At 64.1% G+C, this 22029-nt stretch carries 21 protein-coding genes; 14 read left to right on the plus strand and 7 right to left on the minus strand.

Going from position 1 to position 22029, the window contains the following annotated elements; all coding sequences use genetic code 11:
- The first annotated feature begins 4 nt into the window (after positions 1-4).
- The 4 genes from EN852_RS20835 to EN852_RS20850 all read left to right on the plus strand — a co-directional run bounded on the left by EN852_RS20835 (position 5) and on the right by EN852_RS20850 (position 4063).
- A complete protein-coding gene (locus EN852_RS20835; RefSeq protein WP_127876716.1) occupies positions 5-1369 on the plus strand; it encodes an NAD(P)-dependent oxidoreductase in 1365 nt (454 codons plus the stop codon).
- A gap of 2 nt (positions 1370-1371) precedes the next feature.
- Complete coding sequence (gene preA / locus EN852_RS20840; RefSeq protein WP_127876797.1) at positions 1372-2685, plus strand: NAD-dependent dihydropyrimidine dehydrogenase subunit PreA; 1314 nt, start codon at positions 1372-1374, stop codon at positions 2683-2685.
- Between the two features lie 370 nt (positions 2686-3055).
- Entirely contained in the window at positions 3056-3574 is a 519-nt protein-coding gene (locus tag EN852_RS20845) for an Rrf2 family transcriptional regulator (RefSeq protein ID WP_127876717.1), read from the plus strand.
- Between the two features lie 30 nt (positions 3575-3604).
- On the plus strand, positions 3605-4063 hold the full coding sequence (locus tag EN852_RS20850) for a carboxymuconolactone decarboxylase family protein (protein ID WP_127876718.1): 459 nt from the start codon (positions 3605-3607) through the stop codon (positions 4061-4063).
- A 251-nt stretch (positions 4064-4314) separates the two neighbouring features.
- Here the strand turns inward: EN852_RS20850 and EN852_RS20855 are convergent, their stop codons facing one another.
- Both EN852_RS20855 and EN852_RS20860 read right to left on the minus strand, forming a co-directional pair.
- Entirely contained in the window at positions 4315-5037 is a 723-nt protein-coding gene (locus tag EN852_RS20855) for an SDR family oxidoreductase (RefSeq protein WP_127876719.1), read from the minus strand.
- Positions 5034-5879, minus strand: a complete 846-nt coding sequence (locus EN852_RS20860) for an SDR family oxidoreductase (RefSeq protein ID WP_127876720.1) — start codon at positions 5877-5879, stop codon at positions 5034-5036. Before EN852_RS20860 ends, EN852_RS20855 begins: the two co-directional genes overlap by 4 nt.
- 103 nt (positions 5880-5982) lie before the next feature.
- Here EN852_RS20860 and EN852_RS20865 point away from each other — a divergent pair, with 103 nt between their 5' ends.
- Positions 5983-6855, plus strand: a complete 873-nt coding sequence (locus EN852_RS20865) for a helix-turn-helix transcriptional regulator (RefSeq protein ID WP_127876721.1) — start codon at positions 5983-5985, stop codon at positions 6853-6855.
- 306 nt (positions 6856-7161) lie between these two features.
- On the opposite strand, the gene EN852_RS20875 is transcribed toward EN852_RS20865, so the two are convergent.
- Positions 7162-7809, minus strand: coding sequence for a TetR family transcriptional regulator C-terminal domain-containing protein (locus EN852_RS20875; RefSeq protein ID WP_127876799.1), 648 nt, complete (start codon positions 7807-7809; stop codon positions 7162-7164).
- A 235-nt stretch (positions 7810-8044) separates the two neighbouring features.
- Here EN852_RS20875 and EN852_RS20880 point away from each other — a divergent pair, with 235 nt between their 5' ends.
- Entirely contained in the window at positions 8045-9373 is a 1329-nt protein-coding gene (locus tag EN852_RS20880; protein ID WP_127863996.1) for an aspartate aminotransferase family protein, read from the plus strand.
- Between the two features lie 96 nt (positions 9374-9469).
- Here the strand turns inward: EN852_RS20880 and EN852_RS20885 are convergent, their stop codons facing one another.
- Entirely contained in the window at positions 9470-10108 is a 639-nt protein-coding gene (locus tag EN852_RS20885; protein ID WP_127876722.1) for a TetR/AcrR family transcriptional regulator, read from the minus strand.
- Positions 10109-10229: 121 nt separating this feature from the next.
- On the opposite strand from EN852_RS20885, the gene EN852_RS20890 reads away from it, so the two are divergent.
- From EN852_RS20890 to EN852_RS20900, 3 genes are all read left to right on the plus strand, one after another.
- Positions 10230-11480 (plus strand): Zn-dependent hydrolase, encoded by a 1251-nt coding sequence (locus EN852_RS20890; RefSeq protein ID WP_112127154.1) that lies wholly within the window; start codon positions 10230-10232, stop codon positions 11478-11480.
- Between the two features lie 167 nt (positions 11481-11647).
- The gene (gene hydA, locus EN852_RS20895) at positions 11648-13099 is read left to right on the plus strand and encodes a dihydropyrimidinase (protein ID WP_127876723.1); all 1452 of its coding nucleotides are present in this window, start codon (positions 11648-11650) and stop codon (positions 13097-13099) included.
- A gap of 1 nt (position 13100) precedes the next feature.
- On the plus strand, positions 13101-13478 hold the full coding sequence (locus EN852_RS20900; protein ID WP_127876724.1) for a hypothetical protein: 378 nt from the start codon (positions 13101-13103) through the stop codon (positions 13476-13478).
- Between the two features lie 17 nt (positions 13479-13495).
- Here the strand turns inward: EN852_RS20900 and EN852_RS20905 are convergent, their stop codons facing one another.
- Positions 13496-13906, minus strand: coding sequence for a cupin domain-containing protein (locus EN852_RS20905; RefSeq protein ID WP_189546077.1), 411 nt, complete (start codon positions 13904-13906; stop codon positions 13496-13498).
- 113 nt (positions 13907-14019) lie between these two features.
- Between EN852_RS20905 and EN852_RS20910 the strand changes: the two genes are divergently transcribed.
- The 5 genes from EN852_RS20910 (at position 14020) to EN852_RS20935 (ending at position 18904) form a co-directional block, all read left to right on the plus strand.
- On the plus strand, positions 14020-14811 hold the full coding sequence (locus EN852_RS20910) for an ABC transporter ATP-binding protein (protein WP_127876726.1): 792 nt from the start codon (positions 14020-14022) through the stop codon (positions 14809-14811).
- Positions 14812-15269: 458 nt separating this feature from the next.
- Positions 15270-16148, plus strand: a complete 879-nt coding sequence (locus EN852_RS20920; RefSeq protein ID WP_127876728.1) for an ABC transporter permease — start codon at positions 15270-15272, stop codon at positions 16146-16148.
- Positions 16145-17290 (plus strand): ABC transporter permease, encoded by a 1146-nt coding sequence (locus EN852_RS20925; RefSeq protein ID WP_127876729.1) that lies wholly within the window; start codon positions 16145-16147, stop codon positions 17288-17290. Before EN852_RS20920 ends, EN852_RS20925 begins: the two co-directional genes overlap by 4 nt.
- Positions 17291-17329: 39 nt before the next feature.
- Complete coding sequence (locus EN852_RS20930; RefSeq protein WP_127863193.1) at positions 17330-18301, plus strand: ABC transporter substrate-binding protein; 972 nt, start codon at positions 17330-17332, stop codon at positions 18299-18301.
- A 165-nt stretch (positions 18302-18466) separates the two neighbouring features.
- Positions 18467-18904, plus strand: a complete 438-nt coding sequence (locus EN852_RS20935; RefSeq protein WP_127876730.1) for a CHRD domain-containing protein — start codon at positions 18467-18469, stop codon at positions 18902-18904.
- Between the two features lie 231 nt (positions 18905-19135).
- On the opposite strand, the gene EN852_RS20940 is transcribed toward EN852_RS20935, so the two are convergent.
- Together EN852_RS20940 and EN852_RS20945 are read right to left on the minus strand one after the other, a co-directional pair.
- A complete protein-coding gene (locus EN852_RS20940) occupies positions 19136-20785 on the minus strand; it encodes a thiamine pyrophosphate-binding protein (RefSeq protein ID WP_127876731.1) in 1650 nt (549 codons plus the stop codon).
- On the minus strand, positions 20782-21954 hold the full coding sequence (locus tag EN852_RS20945) for a CaiB/BaiF CoA-transferase family protein (RefSeq protein WP_127876732.1): 1173 nt from the start codon (positions 21952-21954) through the stop codon (positions 20782-20784). The genes EN852_RS20940 and EN852_RS20945 overlap by 4 nt, the downstream gene beginning before the upstream one ends.
- Positions 21955-22029: the final 75 nt, after the last annotated feature.

Below are 22029 nucleotides of genomic sequence, written 5' to 3' on the forward strand. Positions count from 1 at the left end.
TGGAATGGCGACTGGTCATTTCATCGAAGGCATTGCCGGCGGCAGGCTGTCTTCCGAGCAATACGCCGAGAATTTTTCCGACCTGCATCCGCCGCTCGACCACCACGAGGCGCTGGTCGAATCCGATCGCTGCTATTTCTGCTACGACGCGCCGTGCATGAATGCGTGCCCGACCTCGATCGACATCCCGCTGTTCATCCGCCAGATCGCCACCGGCAATCCGCTGGGCTCGGCCAAGACCATCTTCGACCAGAACATCCTCGGCGGCATGTGCGCCCGCGTTTGCCCGACCGAGACGCTGTGCGAAGAGGTCTGCGTGCGCGAGGTGGCCGAAGGCAAGCCGGTGCAGATCGGCCGGCTGCAGCGCTATGCCACCGATGTGGCGATGAGCGAGGGCAAGCAGTTCTACAAGCGCGCCGAAGCGACGGGCAAGAGCATTGCCGTGGTCGGCGCCGGGCCGGCCGGGCTGGCGGCGGCGCATCGCCTTGCCCGTCACGGCCATGAGGTGACGATCCTGGAGGCGCGGCCGAAGGCCGGCGGCCTCAACGAGTATGGCATCGCCGCCTATAAGAGCGTCGACGATTTCGCCCAGGCCGAGGTCGACTACGTCACCGCGATCGGCGGCATCGACATCCAGAACGGCAAGGCGCTCGGCCGCGACTTCCAGTTGGCCGACCTGATGCGCAACTATGATGCGGTCTTCCTCGGGCTCGGCCTCGGCGGCGTCAATGCATTGCGCGCCGAGGGCGAAGACGCCGACGGTGTCGCCAATGCGGTCGAGTTCATCGCCGAACTGCGCCAGGCAAGCGATCTCTCCAGCCTGCCGGTCGGCCGGCGCGTCGTCGTCATCGGCGGCGGCATGACGGCAATCGATGCCGCGGTGCAGTCGAAGCTGCTCGGCGCGGAGGAGGTGACGATCTGCTATCGCCGCGGCCAGGAGGCCATGAACGCGTCCGGCTTCGAGCAGGATCTGGCCGCCGCCAACGGCGTCACTATCCGCCACTGGCTGCAGCCGAAGCGCGTCATTGCCGAGAACGGCAAGGTCTCGGCGATCGAGCTCGAATACACCGCGATGAGCGGAGATAGGCTTGTCGGCACCGGCGAACGGCTCACGCTCGTCGCCGACCAGGTGTTCAAGGCGATCGGCCAGAGCTTCGTGCCGGCGCATCTCAACGGCAGCGCGGAGGCGATCGAGCTCGAAGGCGGCCGCATCAAGGTCGATGCCGAGGGCCGCACCTCGCTGGCCAAAGTCTGGGCCGGCGGCGACTGCATCTTCGGCGGCGACGATTTGACCGTATCGGCGGTGGCGCAAGGGCGCGACGCGGCCGAGAGCATCCACCGGGCACTGACCTCTAACGGGAGGGCATGAGCATGGCAGACATCCGCAACAATTTCATCGGCATCAAGTCGCCAAACCCGTTCTGGCTGGCCTCGGCGCCGCCGACCGACAAGGCCTACAATGTCGAGCGCGCCTTCAAGGCGGGCTGGGGCGGCGTGGTTTGGAAGACGCTGGGCGAAGAGGGCCCGCCGGTCGTCAACGTCAACGGCCCGCGTTACGGCGCGATCTGGGGCGCTGACCGACGGCTGCTGGGCTTGAACAACATCGAGCTGATCACCGACCGCGACCTGCAGACCAACCTGCGCGAGATGAAGCAGGTCAAGATGAACTGGCCGGATCGGGCACTGATCGCCTCGATCATGGTGCCTTGCGTCGAGGAAAGCTGGAAGGCGATCCTGCCGCTGGTCGAGGAGACCGGCGCCGACGGCATCGAGCTCAATTTCGGCTGCCCGCATGGCATGAGCGAGCGCGGCATGGGCTCGGCGGTCGGCCAGGTGCCGGAATATATCGAAATGGTGGTGCGCTGGTGCAAGCAGTACACGCGCATGCCCGTCATCACCAAGCTGACGCCAAACATCACCGACATCCGCAAGCCCGCGCGGGCCGCGCATGCCGGCGGTACCGACGCGGTATCGCTGATCAACACCATCAACTCGATCACCGGCGTCGATCTCGACAGTTTCGCGCCGCAGCCGACCATCGACGGCAAGGGCTCGCATGGCGGCTATTGCGGCCCGGCGGTGAAGCCGATCGCCATGAACATGGTGGCCGAGATCGCCCGTGATCCCGAAACCCGCGGCCTGCCGATCTCCGGCATCGGCGGCATCACCACCTGGCGCGACGCTGCCGAATTCATGGCGCTCGGCGCCGGCAATGTGCAGGTCTGTACGGCGGCCATGACCTATGGCTTCAAGATCGTACAGGAGATGATCGCCGGCCTGGAAAACTGGATGGACGAGAAGGGCCACGCCTCGCTCTCCGACATCATCGGCCGCGCCACGCCCAACGTCACCGACTGGCAGTATCTCAACCTCAACTATGTCGCCAAGGCGCATATCGACCAGGACGCCTGCATCAAATGCGGCCGCTGCCACATCGCCTGCGAGGATACTTCGCACCAGGCGATCACCAGCATGGTCAATGGGACCCGGCATTTCGAGGTGATCGAAGCCGAATGCGTCGGCTGCAATCTCTGCGTCAATGTCTGCCCGGTGGAGGGCTGCATCACCATGGAGCCGCTGGCGGCCGGCGCGATGGACGAGCGCACCGGCAAGCCGGTGTCGCCGATCTACGCCAACTGGACGACGCACCCCAACAATCCGATGGCCAAGGTGGCGGCGGAATAAGGGTTGTCTTCGCAGAATTTAGGTTCCTCGCCCCACGAGAGTGGGGAGAGGTGGCCTGGCGAAGCCAGGCCGGAGAGGGGCCTCGCGGCGGCTGGACACCTCTGAGGCCCCTGATTTGTCTTTATCTTCTTGCGCCTCGTCCTTGACCGGTTTTGGCTTCGCAAAGGGCGTCCCCCCTCTCCGTCCCGGCTTCGCCGGGCCACCTCTCCCCCGCTTCGCGGGGTGCGAGGAACCCAGGTTCTGCGAAGCGGCATTCTCTCTCTCTCTCTCTCTCTCTCTCTGTCATTGCGAATTGTCGGCATTTTTCATTTCCTATTGCAGATAAAATATATCCATGATAAAAAATATCCAAGAATAGGAGATCGGCACCATGAAACTGGGCGATGGCGTTGAGGCGTCCATCCACTGCGCGGCGACGCTGGCCAGCCTCGACGGCAACAGCACCATGCCGGGCGCGGCGCTGGCGGAATGTTTCGGGCTGTCGCCGAGCTATCTGCTCAAGCATCTCAATCAGCTCACGGCGGCGCGGATTCTTGAATCGGTGCCGGGACCGGCGGGCGGCTACCGGCTGGCGCGAGCGGCGGAGCGGATCACGTTGCTGGATATCGTGCTGGCCGTCGAGGGACGGGAGCCCGCGTTCCGCTGCGGCGAAATCCGCCAGCGCGGCCCGGTCAAGATCGATGCGTCGGCCTATGTCAGACCCTGCGGTATCAATGCCGCGATGCTCAAGGCCGAGCGCGCCTATCGGGCGGCGCTTGCCGAAGTGAAGCTGTCCGACGTCGTGGCCGAATACGCCGCCGAAGGCGATCCGCGGTCCTATGCCGCGAGCTGCGCCTTCGTCGAGCGTCACCAGCGGCCGCAGAAATCCTCTTCACCGAAGCAGACTTAACCCGCCAGACAATGTGGAAAGGCAAAGACGATGAAACAGAGACTTCAATTTTATGCCAAGGCGCCGGCTCTCATGAAGGCAGTGACCGAGCTCAACACGGCTGTCGAGGAGAGCGGGCTGGAGGCCAGCCTGATCCATCTGGTCAAGCTCAGGGCTTCGCAGATCAATGGCTGCTCCTACTGCGTCGACATGCACAGCCGTGAGGCAAGGCGCGACGGCGAGACCGAGCAGCGCCTCTATCTGGTCGCCGCCTGGAAGGAATCACCGCTGTTTTCCGAGCGCGAGAGGGCGGCATTTGCCTGGACCGAAGCGGTGACCAACATTTCCGACAACGGCGTTCCGGACGATCTCTATGCCGCAACGCTTGAGCATTTTTCCGAGGAGGAGCTGGTCAAGCTGACCGTGCTGGTCGGCATGATCAATATGTGGAACCGCCTCGCCATACCCTTCCGCTCCGTCCATCCGGTCGAAAAGGCAAAGGCCGCCTGAGGGAACGGGGCGGCGCGAGGGCGTTTCAGTTGTCGGCGAGCTATTTTCTGATGTTGGCGCTGCCCCTCATTGCCCTGCCGGGCATTTCTCCCCGTGAACGGGGAGAAAGGGCTGGTCGCGGCGTCGGCGCCCTTCTTGCAAGCTTGGACATTGGCGAAATCGCTGACGCGAACCCTTCTCCCCGTTTACGGGGAAGATGGCGGCAGCCCGATGAGGGGCAGCGCTGACGTCGGGTTTTCGCCCACTACCACTCACGCTGCGAACCTTAGGCCGCCGTCGCAGGTCAGCACCTGGCCGGTCATGAAGCCGTTGGAGACCAGGAAGGCGATCGCCTCGGCGACATCCTCGGCGCGGCCGATGCGGCCGACCGGTGTCTTGCCGGCATATTCGGCAAACACCGCCTGCCGCTGCTCGTCCGGCAAAAAGTCCCACCAGGGCGTGTCGATGACGCCGGGCGCCACGACGTTGACGCGCAGCGGTTTCAGCTCGACCGCCAGGATCGGCGCGACGGTCAAGAGCATGCCGTTGATGGCGCCGATGCCGGCGACGCCGGGCGCCGTGATCTGCGCCGAGACGGCGGAGATGAAGGTCACCGATCCGGCCTTGTTCAAGGTCGGCAAAGCCGCCTGCAGGCAGGACAATTGCGGCCGGACCTTTTCGTCGACGCCGCTGGCGATATCGGAGAGGTCGAGCGTCGCGAACGGTCCCAGCCCCTTGCCGCCGCTCGCGGCGAGAACCAGGTGATCGAACGGCCCGAGGCGCTCGAAGAACTGGCGGACTTCATCCGGCTTGGTGGCGTCGAAGGCGGCTTTGCCGACGGTACCGTCGAGGCTCTTCCAGGCGCTTTTCAGCTTCTCCTCGTTGCGGCCGGTGATCGTGACTTTCATGCCGGGGCCGACAAGCCGCCTGGCCGTGGCCAGGCCGATGCCGGACGAGCCGCCGATGATGACGCAATGTTGGATGATTTCGCTCATGAGTGCTGTTCCCTGGATGTTGGTGATGGGTGACCGATCAGTTCGAGGCTCAGCGCCCGCAATCGGCGGCGGGCCTTTTCGTCATAGGCCTGGGCGTCGGCGCGCGATTCCCGCTGGCCGTCGAAATAGCGGCCGCTGCGTCCTTCGAGCGCCGGCGATGTCGCGAGGTTGAGGATGGCGTCGGCGCCGGTTTCGACCGAGCTCCATGGCGTGACGCCGGCCTGCCGGACCATCGTGGTGTCCATGTAGCTTGCCGGATGCAGCGCGTTGACGGTGATGCCGGTGCCTTCGAGCTGTTCCGCCAGATCGACGGTGAACAGGATCTGTGCCAGCTTGCTCTGGCAGTAGGCGCGCACGCCGCTATAGCCATGCGTCAGCATGACGTCGTCGAAGTCGATTGCCTGCTGGCCGGCCGAGGCGACGTTGACGATGCGCGCCGGCGCGCTTGCCTTGAGCAAAGGCAAAAGCTCCGACGTCAGCAGAAAGCCGGCGAGATAGTTGACGGCGAAGCGCAGCTCGTAGCCGTCGGCGCTGACCTGCCGCTTGGCGCCTTGGCCGCCGGTGCCGACGCCGGCATTATTGATCAGGATGTCGAGCCGGTCGGTTCTTGCGCGCACGGCTTCGGCGAGGCTGCGCACTTCGGCCAGCGAAGCGAGATCGGCTGCGAGGAATTCCGCCTTGCCGCCCTTGGCCTCGATGGCGGCAACGACTTCCTTGCCGCGAGTTTCGTCGCGACCATGCACCAGCACGCGGGCGCCACCGGCGCCGAGCCTTTCGGCGACCACACGGCCGACACCGTCGGTCGAGCCGGTGATGAGAATTGTTTTGTCCTTGAGTTCCATGTTCAGAGCCTCCTTGTGCTGCTCTGAACGCAAAGATGGGACACCGCGCGCGTCCCAAACAGTTCAAACTTTATCCTGGTATCAATACTGCTATAATAAGTGCATGGATGTCGTGACCCATTCCCCCGAAGACCATCGCCGGCGCGAGCTCGGCGCCTTCCTGCGTTCGCGCCGCGAAAGGCTCTCGCCCTCGGATACCGGTATCGCTTGCGGCGCGCGGCGGCGCACGCCCGGGCTGCGGCGCGAGGAAGTGGCGATGATCGCCGGCGTCGGCACCACCTGGTACACCTGGCTGGAGCAGGGCAGGGACGTGCGGCCTTCGGTCGAGGTGCTGTCGGCGCTCTGCCAGGCGCTGCGGCTTGACGGCGCCGAGCAGCGGCATCTGTTCACGCTGGCCGGCCGCCAGCAACCGGAGCGGCGGCGCATTGTTGCGGGCAAGGTCGAGGGGCCGTTGCTGCACATGCTGCAAAGCCTGGTGCTGCAGCCCGCCTATGTCGTCGGCCCGCGCTGGGACGTGCTGGCCTGGAACGACGCGGCCGTCGCAATCTTCGGCGATTACGGCCTGCTGGAGGGCGACGCCCGCAACATCATCCACGGGGTGTTCACCGATCCGCATCGGCGGCATCTGCTGGTCGACTGGGAGCAAGTAGCCCGTGCAACGCTCGCCGCCTTCCGCGCCGAAAGCGCGAAATACACCGGCGATCCTGATTTCGAGCGGCTGATCGCGCTGATGATGCGCTCGAGCCCCGAATTCCGGGAATGGTGGCCGCAGCGCGATGTCGTGCACCGGCTTTCCGGCCTGAAGCATCTGCGCCATCCGATCGCCGGCGCGATGACCTTCGAGCATATGAGCCTGTCGATTGACGACGGTTCGGATATGCGATTGATCGTCTACACGCCACTGGCAGAGCAGAATTCTGTTGCGAAATTGCGGAAGCTGCTCGAGGGGCTTCCGACCGAGCGGCGCAGCGCGTGAGGTTGGTTGGTCGCAGGCGCAGCCGTCCGAGAAAGGCAGCGGCAAGCCCTCAACTTCGTCATCCACGGGCGGAGCAAGGAGCGTAGCGACGCAGCGCAGACCCGAGGATCCATTCCGTGACTCCAACGCGCTTCTGCGGTGCAGAATTCTGCTCCGCTGCGCCCTTCGACCAAGGTAACGGAATGGATCCTCGGGTCTCCGCGTCCGCTTCGCTCCCGCTCCGCCCGTGGATGACGAAGCTGAGGGGTTTCGGCCAATCGCCAGCGTCAGCACAGCCAAGCGGTTGGTAGGTCAGCGTCATCCGCTTTACCCTTTGGACGCTTCGCTACCCTTCGGCTTCAGCCCATCGAGGAACAACTGCTCCAGAAACCGCGCCGCGTCCTCGAAGCGGCCCTCGCCGCCGCGGTCGGCGCCGAGCACGGCGCGCACCTGGACATCGAAATCGGCATAATGCTGCGTCGTCGCCCAGATTGAGAAGATCAGGTGCCAGGGATCGGTGCGGGCGATCTTGCCGGCGCGCATCCAGCCCTTGATGACGGCTGCTTTCTCGTCGACCAAGGTCTTCAACTCGCCCTCCAGCATCGGCTTGATGCGCGGCGCGCCCTGCAGGATCTCGTTGGCGAAGAGCCGGCTTTCGCGCGGGAAGTCGCGCGCCATCTCCAGCTTCCTGCGGATATAGCTTCTGAGCTCCGTCAGCGGGTCGCCGATGTCGTCCAGCTCGCGCAGCGGCGCCAGCCAGGTGTCGAGCAGGCGCTGCATCAATGTCTCGTGAATGTCTTCCTTGCGGCGGAAGTAATAGAGAAGGTTGGGCTTCGACATGCCGGCGGCCTCGGCGATTTGGTCGATGGTCGAGCCGCGAAAACCATTGGCGGAGAAGACTTCGAGCGCAGCTTCGAGGATCAGCTCGCGCTTTTCCTGTTGGATGCGGGTGCGGCGGGGAGCGGAGCCTTCCATCGTGTCCGTCATCCTTGCAGGCCGCCGCGCCGGCTTTCTGGACCAATTCTCTGGACCAGTTTTTCCTGAGGCTGTGGAGCGCGCTTTTTATGCCGCATTTCCGCTAGTAATCCCCTGACCGCCGACAGGCGGCGCTAACGTTTGTCCAACCGGTCAAAAATTTGCGTAGCACGAAAACGCAGCAAAGACCAAGCGTTGGCCGCACCGAAACAGGTTACAAGGGGAAGTCTTGGCTATGTCCAACCGGCTGAAAGTCACGCCGAACGATCTCAGCGCATTCTGGATGCCGTTCACGGCAAACCGTCAGTTCAAGCAGGCGCCGCGCATGTTCGTGTCCGCCAAGGACATGCATTACACCACCAGCGACGGCCGCAAGGTGCTCGACGGCACCGCTGGCCTCTGGTGCGTCAACGCCGGTCACTGCCGGCCGAAGATCACCGAGGCGATCCAGCACCAGGCTGCCGAGCTCGACTATGCGCCGGCCTTCCAGATGGGCCATCCCATTGTCTTCGAGCTGGCGAACCGGCTGGTCGACATCGCGCCGAAGGGCATGGACCATGTCTTCTTCACCAATTCCGGTTCGGAATCGGTCGAGACCGCGCTGAAGATGGCGATCGCCTATCACCGCGCCAGGGGCGAGGGCTCGCGCACCCGGCTGATCGGCCGCGAGCGCGGCTACCATGGTGTCAATTTCGGCGGCATCTCGGTCGGCGGCATCGTCACCAACCGCAAGATGTTCGGCACGCTGCTCGGCGGCGTCGACCACCTGCCGCACACGCATCTGCCGGAGAAGAACTCATTCTCGAAGGGCGTGCCGGAACATGGCGCGGAACTCGCCAATGAGCTCGAGCGTCTCGTCACGCTGCATGACGCCTCGACCATCGCGGCCGTCATCGTCGAGCCGGTCGCTGGCTCCACCGGCGTCATCCTGCCGCCGAAAGGCTATCTGCAAAAACTTCGGGAAATCTGCACGAAGCACGGCATATTGTTGATTTTCGATGAAGTGATCACCGGCTTCGGCCGCCTCGGCGCGCCGTTCGCGGCCGACTATTTTGGCGTCACGCCGGATATCATGACCACCGCGAAGGGCGTTTCCAACGGCGTCATCCCGATGGGCGCGGTATTCGTCAAGAAGGAGATCCACGACGCCTTCATGACCGGCCCCGAGCACATGATCGAGTTCTTCCACGGCTACACCTATTCGGGCAATCCGATCGCCTGCGCCGCCGCGCTCGGCACTTTGGACACCTACAAGGAAGAGGGCCTTTTGACGCGCGGCGAGGAACTGGCGCCGTACTGGGAAGACGCGCTGCATTCGCTCAAGGGCGAGCCGCATGTGATCGACATCCGCAACATCGGCCTGATCGGCGCGATCGAGCTGGCGCCGATCGCCGGCAGCCCGACGAAGCGGGCGTTCTCGGCTTTCGTCAAGGCCTTCGAGCGCGGCGCGCTGATCCGCACCACCGGCGACATCATCGCGCTGTCGCCGCCGCTGATCATCACCAAGGGCCAGATCAACGAGTTGATCGACCATGTTCGCGATGTTCTGAGGTCGATCGACTGATCAGCCGGGCGGACATCCTTCCCGTCGAGGGGAGGGTGTCCATGAAGCGGCTGGGCGAGGTCGGCCAAGATGCGCCGACCTCGACAGTGGTGCGATTCAGGCCGGCCGCGCGCCGATGCCGGTCAGGATCACCCGCTTGATGTTCTCCTTGGCTTCCCGCCATTGCCGGTCGGAGAGCGACTTGCCGCCGTTCAGCGTCTCGATCTGGTGGCCGAAATCGGCGTAATGCTGGGTCGTGGCCCAGAGCATGTAGAGCAGATGCCGCGGGTCGACCGGGTCCATCTTGCCCTCCTCGATCCAGCGCCTGATGATCTCGACGCGGCCGTCGGTCCATTCGCGAAGCGTTGATTCCATATAGTCCTGAAGCACCGGCGCGCCGTGCATCACCTCCGAGGCCCAGACCTTCGAGCCATCGGGGTGGCGGCGCGATATTTCCATCTTGGCGTCGATATAGGCGCTGATACCGTCTATCGGCCCGCGCGCGGCATCGAAGCAATTGGCCGCCTGCAGCCAGATCTCGAAGATGTTCTGGACGACGGACCGGTAAAGCTCTTCCTTGGTGGCGAAATAGTAGTGGAGATTTGCCTTGGGCAGCCCCGCCAGATCGGCAATCAGCTGCATCGTGGCGCCGCCGAACCCGGCTTCCGCGAACACCTTTTCGGCGGCGAGCAGAATGGCCTTTTCATTCTCCCGCCTTATGTCCTGGCGCCGCATGGGACGGGTGGATTCGGTCATGTCTCCCCCAAGATTCTCGTTGACCGCTTGGTCAGCTTGTGTAGTCTGAAAGCTGACCATACGGTCAGGATGCAAACCACTCAAGGGGCGACAAGACCCCGGATGGAAATGGGAACCGCAAATGGCCGCACCCGGCGAGAATCTGCGAATCAATTCGGACCGTTTGTGGGACTCCCTGATGGAGATGGCGAAGATCGGCCCCGGCATCGCCGGCGGCAACAATCGCCAGACGCTAACCGATTCCGACAAAGAGGGCCGCGCGCTTTTCAAGTCCTGGTGCGATGCGGCCGGGCTCTCGATGGGTGTCGACCAGATGGGCACCATGTTCATGACGCGCGCCGGCACCGATCCGGACGCGCTGCCGGTCTATGTCGGTTCCCACCTCGATACCCAGCCGACCGGCGGCAAGTATGACGGTGTGCTTGGCGTGCTTTCGGGCCTCGAGGTCGTGCGTTCGCTCAACGATCTCGGCATCAAGACGAAGCACCCGATCGTTGTCACCAACTGGACGAATGAAGAGGGCGCGCGTTTCGCCCCGGCCATGCTTGCCTCCGGCGTGTTCGCCGGGGTGCATACGCAGGATTACGCCTATGGCCGCAAGGATCTGGACGGCCTGACCTTCGGCGACGAGCTGAAGCGGATCGGCTGGGTCGGCGACGAGAAGGTCGGCGCGCGCAAGATGCACGCCTATTTCGAGTATCACATCGAGCAGGGACCGATCCTGGAGGCCGAGAACAAGCAGATCGGCGTGGTGACGCATTGCCAAGGCCTGTGGTGGCTGGAATTCACGCTGACGGGCAGGGAGGCGCATACCGGCTCGACGCCGATGAACATGCGCGTCAATGCCGGCCTCGCCATGGCCCGCATCCTTGAAATGGTGCAGACGGTGGCCATGGAGAACCAACCCGGCGCCGTCGGCGGCGTCGGACAGGTGAAGTTTTCGCCCAATTCGCGCAACGTTCTGCCTGGTACGGTGATCTTTACCGTCGACATCCGCTCGCCGGACCAGGCGAAGCTCGACGGCATGCGCGCCCGCATCGAGAAGGAAGCGCCGAAGATCTGCGAGGGGCTCGGCGTCAAATGCTCGGTCGAGGCGGTCGGCCATTTCGATCCGGTGACCTTCGATCCGACGCTGGTCGGCCGCGTGCGCACCGCCGCCGAAAAGCTGGGCTACAGCCACATGAACATCATCTCGGGCGCCGGCCACGATGCCTGCTGGGCGGCCAAGGTCGCGCCCGCGACCATGGTCATGTGCCCCTGCGTAGGCGGTCTCAGCCACAACGAGGCCGAGGAAATCTCCAAGGAATGGGCGGCGGCGGGCGCCGACGTGCTGTTCCACGCGGTGGTGGAGACTGCGGGGATCGTGGAGTGACCGACTAGAGCATTCCACCGTTTCACGGAAACGGTGGAATGCTCTAGTGTCTTTGTTTTAACGCAATTTCGGACGGAAAACCGCTTCACACTTTTCCTGAAATTGCTCCGGACCAATCACCTCGCAACGCCGCTCGCAAAGAAGCGCGAAAGAACAGGGGAACAGATATGACCAAAGTCATCCGGAACGGCACCATCGTGACGGCCGACCGCACGTGGAAGGCCGACGTGCTGATGCAGCACGGCAAGATCGTCGCCATCGGCTCCAACCTGCATGGCGATCATGAGTTCGACGCCACCGGCTGCTATGTCATGCCGGGCGGCATCGATCCGCACACGCATCTCGAAATGCCTTTCATGGGCACCTATTCGGCCGACGATTTCGAATCCGGCACGCGCGCTGCGCTCTCCGGCGGCACGACGATGGTGGTCGATTTCTGCCTGCCGGCGCCGCAGCAGTCGCTCTTGGAAGCGCTGCAGATGTGGGACAACAAGACCTCGAAGGCGTCCTGCGACTATTCCTTCCACATGGCGATCACCTGGTGGGGCAAGCAGGTGTTCGACGAGATGGCGACGGTGGTCGACCGGGGCATCACCTCGTTCAAGCACTTCATGGCCTATAAGGGCGCGCTGATGGTCGATGACGACGAGATGTATGCGTCGTTCCAGCGCTGCGCCGATCTCGGCGCCCTGCCGCTGGTGCATGCCGAGAATGGCGACGTAGTCGCGGCACTGTCGCAAAAGCTTTTAGCCGCCGGCAACAACGGCCCCGAGGGGCACGCCTATTCGCGTCCGCCGGAAGTGGAAGGCGAGGCGACAAACCGCGCCATCATGATCGCCGACATGGCCGGCGTGCCGCTCTATGTCGTGCATGTCTCCTGCGAGCAGAGCCATGAAGCGATCCGCCGCGCCCGGCAGAAGGGCATGCGGGTGTTCGGTGAGCCGCTAATCCAGCATCTGACGCTCGACGAGACCGAGTATTTCAACAAGGACTGGGACCATGCGGCGCGCCGGGTGATGAGCCCGCCCTTCCGCAGCAAGTGGCACCAGGATTCGCTGTGGGCCGGCCTGCAGGCCGGCTCGCTGCAGGTGGTGGCGACCGACCACTGCTCCTTCACCACGAAGCAGAAGCGCAACGGCATCGGCGATTTCACCAAGATCCCGAACGGCACGGGCGGGCTCGAGGACCGCTTGCCGGTCTTGTGGACGACGGGCGTCAACACGGGGCGGCTGACGATGAACGAGTTCGTCGCGGTGACCTCGACCAACATCGCCAAGATCCTCAACATGTATCCGAAGAAGGGCGCGATCGTCGAAGGCGCCGACGCCGACATCGTCGTGTGGGACCCGAAGCGCAAGAAGACCATCTCGGCCAAGAAGCAGCAGTCGGTGATTGATTACAATGTCTTCGAAGGTTTCGAGGTGACCGGCCTGCCGCGCTTCGTCTTCTCGCGTGGCGAGCTCTCGATCGAGGAAGCGGACGTCAAGGCCAAGGCCGGCCATGGAGAGTTCGTCGCGCGTGAGCCGAACGCGGCGGTCAACCGGGCGCTGTCGACCTGGAAGGAGATTTCCGCGCCGCGCAAGGTGGAGCGCACAGGCATTCCGGCGACGGGGGTCTGAGATGCGGCGCGGGGGACTATTCTTAGGCGCAGCCTTTGTGCTTGCGGCCGGCCATGCATGGGCCGCCGGCATCGATCTCTCAAAACCTTATGGCGACAAATATGGCTGCATCAACCGGAACGGCCAGGAGGTCGCCGCCGACAAGATGCTGCTTTTGACTGACAAGGAACTGATCACGGCGGCCAGCGCCTGCACCTTCAGCGACAAGCAGCCCCAGGCCGACGGCTCGCTGGTGGTAACGGCGAAATGTGAGGCGGAAGGCGAAGAGGGACAGGCGCCCACCAAGTTCACCATCAAGCGCAGCGCAAAGAATGCCAAGAAGCTGGTGGTGGCCGACGAGGACGGCCATGTGATGGGCGAAGTCGCGCGATGCAAATGACGGCGATCCCGTCAGGGTCAAGCAACCAGGCCATCCAGTTCCGGCAGCAGGACGACGCTTTCCTGTTCGTTGGGATCGGTGCGGGCGATGACTGCCGAGGACGGCGCTCCGCTCAGATTGGCGGGCAGATGCGGCACGCCGGCCGGAATGTAGAAGAGGTCGCCGGCCTTGACGACGATGTGGTGCTCGAGCCGGTCGCCGTACCAGGTGTGGACTTCGCCCGAGAGCACGTAGATGGCCGTCTCGTGGCTTTCATGCATATGCGCCTTGGCGCGGGCGCCGGCCGGCATGGTGAGAAGATGCATGCAGATGCCGGAGGAGCCGACGGTCTCGGCGGCGATGCCGGCGAAATAGCTCAGCCCCTGCTTGCCCTGATAGGTGCTTTCGGGGCGAACGAGATGACAGGTGGGTTTAGGCGACATCGGCAAGGCTCCGGGCGGCGTCGATCGGGTGGGACAGGACGAGTGGAAAGCAACGCTATCATAAAATCAACCGGATTGCGGACGGCGCGGCAGCGGCTGCGAAAGGCAGGCTGCAGCCAATGAGCGAACAGCCGCCAGCCGTCGTCTCGGCAAGCAAGCTCGGCCTCACTTTCCAGACCAATGACGGTCCGGTGCAGGCGCTCTCCAATGTCGACCTCACCATCGGCAAGGGAGAGTTCGTCTCCTTCATAGGCCCGTCCGGCTGCGGCAAGACGACCTTGCTGCGCGTCATCGCCGATCTGGAAAGGGCGACCTCGGGCGCGATCTCCGTCAACGGAATGACGCCGGAACAGGCGCGCGAGAAACGCGCCTACGGCTACGTCTTCCAGGCGGCGGCCTTGTTTCCGTGGCGCACGATCGAGCGCAATGTGGCGCTGCCGCTTGAGATCATCGGCCTCTCGCAGGCTGAGCAGGCGGAGCGCATCAAGCGCACGCTGGAACTCGTCAATCTCGCGGGCTTCGAGAAGAAATATCCCTGGCAGCTGTCCGGCGGCATGCAGCAGCGCGCCTCGATCGCACGCGCGCTCGCCTTCGACGCGGACCTTTTGTTGATGGACGAGCCGTTCGGCGCCCTGGACGAGATCGTGCGCGATCACCTGAACGAGCAGCTCCTCGACCTCTGGGCGCGGACCAACAAGACGATCTGCTTCGTCACCCATTCGATCCCCGAGGCGGTGTATCTGTCGACCCGCATCGTGGTGATGTCGCCGCGGCCGGGCCGCGTCACCGACATCATTGAATCGACGCTGCCGAAGGAGCGGCCGCTCGACATCCGCGAGACACCGGAGTTCTTGGCGATCGCCGCGCGGGTGCGCGATGGGCTGAGGGCTGGGCACAGCTATGATGATTGAGGCGGACGAGGATACGCTCCCTCCTCTCCCCACCGGGGAGAGGGTGGCCGGAGCGAAGCGGAGGTCGGGTGAGGGGACGTCCCCCCGCGCCTTCGTCATCCTAGGGCGGAGCAGAGGCGCCAACGCGCGCGTGAAGGGAGCCGGCGACCGCGATTTCGTCATCCTAGGGCGGAGCGACGCGAAGCGGAGCGCAGACCCTAGGATCCATGCCGTGGCGCTGGTCGAAGGGCGTAAGCGGTCGAGAATATCCGCCCGGGGCTCGGCACAAAAAGCCCTGTTCTGCACCGCTGCGGAGCGGAGAAGTAACGGCATGGATCCTAGGGTCTGCGCTGCGTCGCTACGCTCCTTGCTCCGCCCTAGGATGACGAGATCACGGTGGGCGGCTCCAGTCGCGCAGGCTGCTACGCTCCTGCTTCGCCCTAGGATGACGAAGGCGCACGGCCCGCGAGGGCAACGCCATGGATAGCTTCCGCTCGAAAATCATTCCCGTCACCGCCATCCTCGCCGGCGTGGTGGTGCTCTGGTACGTTTTTGCCGTCATCCTCAACGCGCCGTTCCAGCGCGACCTCGATCAACGAGGCAATGAGACGCCCGGCGCTGTCGAGTTCATCGGCAAGACGCTGTCGCAGCCGAAGCCGACCCTGCCGGCGCCGCACCAGGTGGCGGTGAATTTCTTCGAAAACACTTTTCTGCGGTCCGTCACCTCGAACCGCAGCCTCGTCTACAATGCCTGGGTGACGCTATCCTCGACGCTGCTCGGCTTCGCCTTCGGCACCGCGCTCGGCATCGTGATTGCGGTGGGCATCGTGCATGTGGCGACACTCGACCGCAGCCTGATGCCGTGGATCATTGCCTCGCAAACGATTCCGATCCTGGCGGTGGCGCCGATGATCATCGTGGTGCTGGCGGCGATCGGCATCACCGGCCTGATCCCGAAGGCGCTGATATCGACCTACCTGTCGTTCTTCCCGGTCGCCGTCGGCATGGTGAAAGGCCTGCGTTCGCCCGAGCTCATGCATCTCGATTTGATGCATACCTACAATGCCAGCGCCTCGCAGACCTTCTGGAAACTCAGGGTACCGGCCTCGGTGCCGTTCCTGTTCACCTCGATGAAGGTGGCTGTGGCGGCAAGCCTGGTCGGCGCCATCGTCGGCGAGCTGCCGACGGGCGCGGTCGCGGGCATCGGCGCCAAGCTGCTCGCCGGCGCCTATTACAGCCAGACCATCGATATCTGGTCGGCGCTGGTTGCGGGCTCCATCGTCGCGGCGCTGCTGGTGATGGTGGTGGGCATCGCCGGCCGCCTCGTCGACCGCGCCATGGGCGGGAGGCCGGCATGACCTGGTTGAAACCCTCTTGGCAGGCGGTGCTGGCGATTGCGCTGTGCCTCATCGCCTTTGCTCTCGGCGCAATGACGAAGCCGGAGGCAGCCGCGCTGGCGGACCCGACCGCAACGCTTGCCTATCCCTATATGGGCGCAAAAGGCCTGATCATCGGGCTGCTGCTGATCGCGGCGCTTGTCTCGATGGTGAAGCTCACCCCGATCGTTGAGGCGATCGTGCTCTTCGTCGGCGCCCATGCCGCCGCCTGGCTCCTGATCAAGGGCATAGCCGGTTTCGAGGGCACGGCCCTTGCTCCGTATTTCCTGCTGCTTGCCGCCGCCTGGCTGCTTGCCTGGCGCTGCGTTGCCCTGCTGTCCTCATTGCGTCCGAGTCAAAGCGTGGCGTTGCGCCTGATCATCCCGGCGATCTTCGGCGCCTGGATCCTGATCATCTGGGAAGCGATGACGCGCGGCGCCGGCATCCCTTTCATCCTCTTGCCGCCGCCCAGCGCCATCGGCGCGCGCATCGCCAACTCGCTGCCGATCCTGGGCTCGGATGTGCGGCAGACGATCTTCAAAGCGGTGCTGATCGGTTATGTCGCCGGCAACCTCGCCGGCTTCGCCGTCGCCATCCTCGCCGATCGCGTGCCGTTCCTGAGGCGCGGGCTCTTACCGATCGGCAACATGGTCTCGGCGCTGCCGATCATCGGCGTGGCGCCCATCATGGTCATGTGGTTCGGCTTCGACTGGCCGTCCAAGGCCGCGGTGGTCATCATCATGACCTTCTTCCCGATGCTGGTGAACACCGTCGCGGGTCTCGCCGCCTCCGGCCACATGGAACGCGACCTGATGCGCACCTATGCGTCGGGCTATTGGCCGACGCTGCTCAAGCTAAGGCTGCCGGCGGCAATGCCATTCATCTTCAATGCGCTGAAGATCAACTCGACGCTGGCGCTGATCGGCGCCATCGTCGCGGAGTTCTTCGGCACGCCTGTCGTGGGTATGGGATTCCGCATCTCGACGGAAGTCGGGCGGATGAACATCGACATGGTGTGGGCCGAAATCGCAGTTGCAGCACTGGCGGGTTCGGTCTTTTATGGCGTGGTCGCTCTGATCGAAAGAGCCGTCACGTTTTGGCACCCCTCTGTCCGAGGTGGATAGGGGCGGTGGGTTTGGGTACTAACTTCAGAGGGTAAAAACATGAAAAGACTGCTGATTTCCGCTTTGGCCGGCGCCATGTCGCTGGCCGCCTTCCAGGCGATGGCCGCCGACAAGGTGACACTGCAATTGAAATGGGTCACGCAGGCCCAGTTCGCCGGCTATTATGTCGCCAAGGCCAAGGGCTTCTATGACGCCGAAGGCCTCGACGTCGAGATCAAGCCGGGCGGCCCGGATATCGCGCCCGAGCAGGTGATCGCCGGCGGCGGAGCCGATGTCATCGTCGACTGGATGGGCGGCGCGCTGGCGGCCCGCGACAAGGGCGTGGGGCTCGTCAACATCGCCCAGCCGTTCAAGAAGGCCGGCATGGAACTGGTCTGCCCCAAGGCCGGGCCGATCAAGACCGAAGCCGACTTCAAGGGCCATACGCTCGGCGTCTGGTTCTTCGGCAACGAATATCCCTTCTACGCCTGGATGAACAAGATCGGTCTCAAGACCGATGGCGGCCCGGACGGCGTCACCGTGCTGAAGCAGAGCTTTGACGTGCAGCCGTTGATCCAGAAGCAGGCCGACTGCATCTCGGTCATGACCTACAACGAATACGGCCAGGTGCTGGATGCCGGCTACAAGCCGGAAGACCTGATCGTCTTCAACTACTCGGCCATGGGCAATGACCTTCTGGAGGATGGGCTCTACACGCTCGAGGACAAGCTCAAGGATCCGGCCTTCGAGGACAAGATGGTGCGCTTCGTGCGCGCCTCGATGAAGGGCTGGAAATATGCCACCGAGAACACTGACGAGGCGGCCGAAATCGTCGTCGACGCCGGCGGCCAGGACGAGAACCACCAGAAGTTCATGATGAAGGAAGTGGCCAAGCTGGTGGACAATGCCGACGGCAAGCTGATCCCGGCCGCTTACGAGCGCACCGCCAAGGCGCTGCTCGACCAGAAGATCATCAGCAAGGAGGCGAGCGGCGCCTACACGACCGCGATCACCGACAAGGCGATCAAGTAAGCTCCGCTTTCAACGCGGAAGGTGGAAAGGGGCGGGCGACCGCCCCTTTTTCTTGGTCGCGGTAAAATATTCGTGTGTCGGGATACATCCGGCCGCCCAACCGTTAATTGGCGCATCCGCGCGTTGGGGAGCCGCGCAGGATGCTGCAATCAACGGAGGTTCTTCATGCGCATCCTATCCGTGCCGATGCTTTCGGCTTTGGCCGTTTCGACCGCCTTCCTTCTCGCATCGCCGGCCATGGCCGAGACGATGAAGTTCATGGCGACGCTCGACGGCAGCCAGCAGAGCCCGCCCGTGACCACCAAGGGCAAGGGAACCGCCACTCTCACCTTCGATACGACAAGCAAGAAGCTCAGCTGGAACGTCAAATATTCCGGTCTCAGCGGGCCTGCCGTGGCCGGTCACATCCATGGCCCGGCGGATAAGGGCGCGAATGCGGACCCCGTCATCCCGTTCAAGAAGCTGAAGAGCCCGATCAAAGGATCGGCGACGCTGACCGACGCGCAGGTATCCGATCTGGAGGCCGGCAAATATTACGTCAACATCCACACAGCCAAGAACAAGGACGGCGAGATCCGCGGCCAGATCGAGAAGGCGATGTAGGGTCCGTCGGGATTGCGATCCCTTTGGAAGTCGGCGGGACAGCGCCCCCTTCTGGCCTGCTGGCCATCTCCCCCACGAGGGGGGAGATTAGCAGTTTCGTCGCGACGCCAATTCTGCAACGCCAGTGATTGGCGAAAGCCGGCGTGAGGCCTGATCTCCCCCCTTGTGGGGGAGATGTCCGGCAGGACAGAGGGGGGCGCGAAGGAACTCAGCCTAAACTCTCATAGGCACTCAGCTCTTGTTGCGGATCTGCGTCAGCGTGCGGGTCGGCGTGATCGCTTCGGGATCAAGCTTGATCTCGACGATCGCCGGCTTGCCGCTGGCCAGCGCGCGTTCGAAGGCCGGCGCGAAGTCGGCGGTCTTTTCCACCGTCTCGCCATGGCCGCCATAGGCGCGGGCGAGCGCGGCAAAGTCAGGGTTCTTGAGCTCGGTGGCGACGACGCGGCTCGGATATTCCCGCTCCTGATGCATGCGGATCGTGCCGTAGATGCCGTTGTTGACGACGATGACGATGATCGGCAGGTCGTACTGAACAGCCGTCGCGAACTCCTGGCCGTTCATCAGGAAGCAACCGTCGCCGGCGAAGGCGATCACGGTGCGATCCGGGAACAATGACTTGGCGGCGACCGCGGCCGGCGTGCCGTAGCCCATCGAGCCGGAGGTGGGCGCGGCCTGTGTGCCGAAGCGGCGGGTGCGGTAGAAACGGTGCACCCAGGTGGCGTAGTTGCCGGCGCCGTTGGTGAGGACGGCGTCCTCCGGCAGGACTTTTCCCAGATGTTCGATGATCGGACCCATCTGGACGGCGCCCGGGCCGGTCTGCGGCGGCGTCGACCATTCGAGATAGGCGGCATGCGCCTTTTCCGCCTCGGCCGCCCAGGAAGGGCCAGCGGCGGGCTTGCGTTTGGCGAAGGCCTCGACGAAGGCGGCGGGGGAGGCATTGATCGCCAGCGTCGGCCGGTAGACGCGGCCGAGCTCGCCGGCATCGGCATGGACATGCACCAGCGCCTGGTCGGGGTAGGGGCTCTTCAGCAGCGTGTAGTCGGAAGACGGCATCTCGCCCAGGCGGCCGCCGATCAAAAGCACGACGTCGGCCTGCTTGATCCGCTCCGCGAGCTTGGGATTGATGCCGATGCCGACATCGCCGGCATAGTTCGCATGAAGATGGTCGAACAGCATCTGGCGGCGGAAGGAACAGCCGACGGGCAGCGACCACGTCTCGGCGATCGCGCGCATATGCGCCACGGCTTCCTCGTTCCAGCGGGTGCCGCCGAGGATGACGAACGGCCGCTTGGCATTGGCGAGCAGCATCTGCAGCGCGTCGAGCTCGGCTTCGCCAGGACGCGTCTCGACCGGCGTGTGCGGCAGCGCTTTCGGCGCTTCGACCTCGCTGGTCAGCATGTCTTCCGGCAGCGAGATGACCACCGGGCCGGGGCGGCCTGACGTTGCCACCGCGAAGGCGCGGGTGACGAATTCGGGGATGCGCGCGGCATCGTCGATCTCCACCACCCATTTGGCGATGTCGCCGAAGAAGCGCTTGTAGTCGACCTCCTGGAAGGCCTCGCGCTCCTTGGCGTGGCTGGCGACCTGGCCGATGAACAGGATCATCGGCACCGAATCCTGCATGGCGATATGGACGCCGGCCGAGGCGTTGGTGGCGCCGGGGCCGCGGGTGACGAAGCAGATGCCGGGCTTGCCGGTCAGCCGGCCCTGGCAGTCGGCCATCATCGCGGCACCCCCCTCCTGACGGCAGACGATGGTGCGGATCGAGGAGTCATGCAGCGCGTCGAGCACCGCGAGATAGGATTCGCCCGGAACGCAGAAGATGCGGTCGGTGCCGTTCGCCTCGAGCGCCTCGACGATCAGTTGTCCGCCGGTCTTCATTTTGCTCTCTCCAATTCGGCAAGGATTTCTGCAGTGTGCTCGCCAAGGCGCGGCGAGGGGCGTTCATAGACGAGCGGCGTGCCCGACATCACCATCGGCGCGCGCACGGACGGCAAGAGGTTGCCGTGGCCGTCGTCGAGGTCGAGCCGCATGCCGCGCGCGATGGTCTGCGGGTCGGCGAACATCTGGCCGATCGTGTTGATCGGGCTTGCGGGCACGCCGGCGGCTTCCAGCTTCGCCAGAAGCGGATCGCGATCCCAAGTGGCGAGTGTTTCGACGATCCGTTCGCGCAGCTTCACGCGGTTGGCGACACGGGCGGGATTGGTGGCGAAATCCGGATTGGCGGGCAGATCGGTGAGCCCGACCACGGCGCAAAACTTGCCGAACTGGCCGTCATTGCCGACGGCCAGGATGATGTGGCCGTCCTTCACCGGCAGCACCTCGTAAGGCGCGATGTTCATATGGGCATTGCCCATCTGCACCGGCGACTTGCCGGAGACCAGATAATTGAGGTTATGATTGCCGAGCGCCGAGATCTGGCTGTCGTAGAGCGCCATGTCGATGTGCTGACCCTCGCCGGTCTGTTCGGCATGGCGAAGTGCTGCCTGGATGGCGATCACCGAATAGAGCCCGGTGAAGAGATCGGAGATGGCGACTCCGGCCTTCTGCGGCTCGCGGCCGGGCTCGCCGGTGATCGACATCATGCCGGCCATCGCCTGGATGATGAAGTCGTAGCCGGCGCGGGGCGCATAGGGACCGTCCTGGCCGAAGCCGGTGATCGAGCAATAGACGAGACGCGGATTGATGGCCTTCAGGCTGTCATAGTCGAGGCCGTATTTCTTGAGGCCGCCGAGCTTGAAGTTCTCGATCAGCACATCGGCGGTGGCGACCAGCTTGCGCAGCGTCTCGGCGCCTTCCGGCTTGGAGAAGTCGACCGCGACCGAGCGCTTGCCGCGATTGCAGGAATGGTAATAGGCGGCCGATAGGTTCTCGCCGTCATGGCTCATGACGAAGGGCGGACCCCATTTGCGGGTGTCGTCGCCGCCATCCGGGCTCTCGACCTTGATGACATCGGCGCCGAGGTCGGCGAGCAACTGCCCGGCCCAGGGGCCGGCCAGGATGCGGGCAAGCTCTATAACGCGGATGCCTTTCAGCGGGGGTTCGGCCATGGATCACCGTGTTCTAACGAAAGGCAGCCTCTAGCAACCCGCACCGGTCGTGTCACGACCCATGCAGTAGGCCAA

The sequence above is a fragment of the Mesorhizobium sp. M2E.F.Ca.ET.209.01.1.1 genome, assembly GCF_004010375.2.
Classification (GTDB): Bacteria; Pseudomonadota; Alphaproteobacteria; order Rhizobiales; family Rhizobiaceae; genus Mesorhizobium.

What these genes read in the sequence shown, in the direction of transcription:
- EN852_RS20835 (WP_127876716.1), top strand. Translation starts at nt 5, where the DNA reads ATGGCGACTGGTCATTTCATCGAAGGCATTGCCGGCGGCAGGCTGTCT.
- preA (WP_127876797.1), top strand. Translation starts at nt 1,372, where the DNA reads ATGGCAGACATCCGCAACAATTTCATCGGCATCAAGTCGCCAAACCCG.
- EN852_RS20845 (WP_127876717.1), top strand. Translation starts at nt 3,056, where the DNA reads ATGAAACTGGGCGATGGCGTTGAGGCGTCCATCCACTGCGCGGCGACG.
- EN852_RS20850 (WP_127876718.1), top strand. Translation starts at nt 3,605, where the DNA reads ATGAAACAGAGACTTCAATTTTATGCCAAGGCGCCGGCTCTCATGAAG.
- EN852_RS20855 (WP_127876719.1), bottom strand. Translation starts at nt 5,037, where the DNA reads ATGAGCGAAATCATCCAACATTGCGTCATCATCGGCGGCTCGTCCGGC.
- EN852_RS20860 (WP_127876720.1), bottom strand. Translation starts at nt 5,879, where the DNA reads ATGGAACTCAAGGACAAAACAATTCTCATCACCGGCTCGACCGACGGT.
- EN852_RS20865 (WP_127876721.1), top strand. Translation starts at nt 5,983, where the DNA reads ATGGATGTCGTGACCCATTCCCCCGAAGACCATCGCCGGCGCGAGCTC.
- EN852_RS20875 (WP_127876799.1), bottom strand. Translation starts at nt 7,809, where the DNA reads ATGGAAGGCTCCGCTCCCCGCCGCACCCGCATCCAACAGGAAAAGCGC.
- EN852_RS20880 (WP_127863996.1), top strand. Translation starts at nt 8,045, where the DNA reads ATGTCCAACCGGCTGAAAGTCACGCCGAACGATCTCAGCGCATTCTGG.
- EN852_RS20885 (WP_127876722.1), bottom strand. Translation starts at nt 10,108, where the DNA reads ATGACCGAATCCACCCGTCCCATGCGGCGCCAGGACATAAGGCGGGAG.
- EN852_RS20890 (WP_112127154.1), top strand. Translation starts at nt 10,230, where the DNA reads ATGGCCGCACCCGGCGAGAATCTGCGAATCAATTCGGACCGTTTGTGG.
- hydA (WP_127876723.1), top strand. Translation starts at nt 11,648, where the DNA reads ATGACCAAAGTCATCCGGAACGGCACCATCGTGACGGCCGACCGCACG.
- EN852_RS20900 (WP_127876724.1), top strand. Translation starts at nt 13,101, where the DNA reads ATGCGGCGCGGGGGACTATTCTTAGGCGCAGCCTTTGTGCTTGCGGCC.
- EN852_RS20910 (WP_127876726.1), top strand. Translation starts at nt 14,020, where the DNA reads ATGAGCGAACAGCCGCCAGCCGTCGTCTCGGCAAGCAAGCTCGGCCTC.
- EN852_RS20920 (WP_127876728.1), top strand. Translation starts at nt 15,270, where the DNA reads ATGGATAGCTTCCGCTCGAAAATCATTCCCGTCACCGCCATCCTCGCC.
- EN852_RS20925 (WP_127876729.1), top strand. Translation starts at nt 16,145, where the DNA reads ATGACCTGGTTGAAACCCTCTTGGCAGGCGGTGCTGGCGATTGCGCTG.
- EN852_RS20930 (WP_127863193.1), top strand. Translation starts at nt 17,330, where the DNA reads ATGAAAAGACTGCTGATTTCCGCTTTGGCCGGCGCCATGTCGCTGGCC.
- EN852_RS20935 (WP_127876730.1), top strand. Translation starts at nt 18,467, where the DNA reads ATGCGCATCCTATCCGTGCCGATGCTTTCGGCTTTGGCCGTTTCGACC.
- EN852_RS20940 (WP_127876731.1), bottom strand. Translation starts at nt 20,785, where the DNA reads ATGAAGACCGGCGGACAACTGATCGTCGAGGCGCTCGAGGCGAACGGC.
- EN852_RS20945 (WP_127876732.1), bottom strand. Translation starts at nt 21,954, where the DNA reads ATGGCCGAACCCCCGCTGAAAGGCATCCGCGTTATAGAGCTTGCCCGC.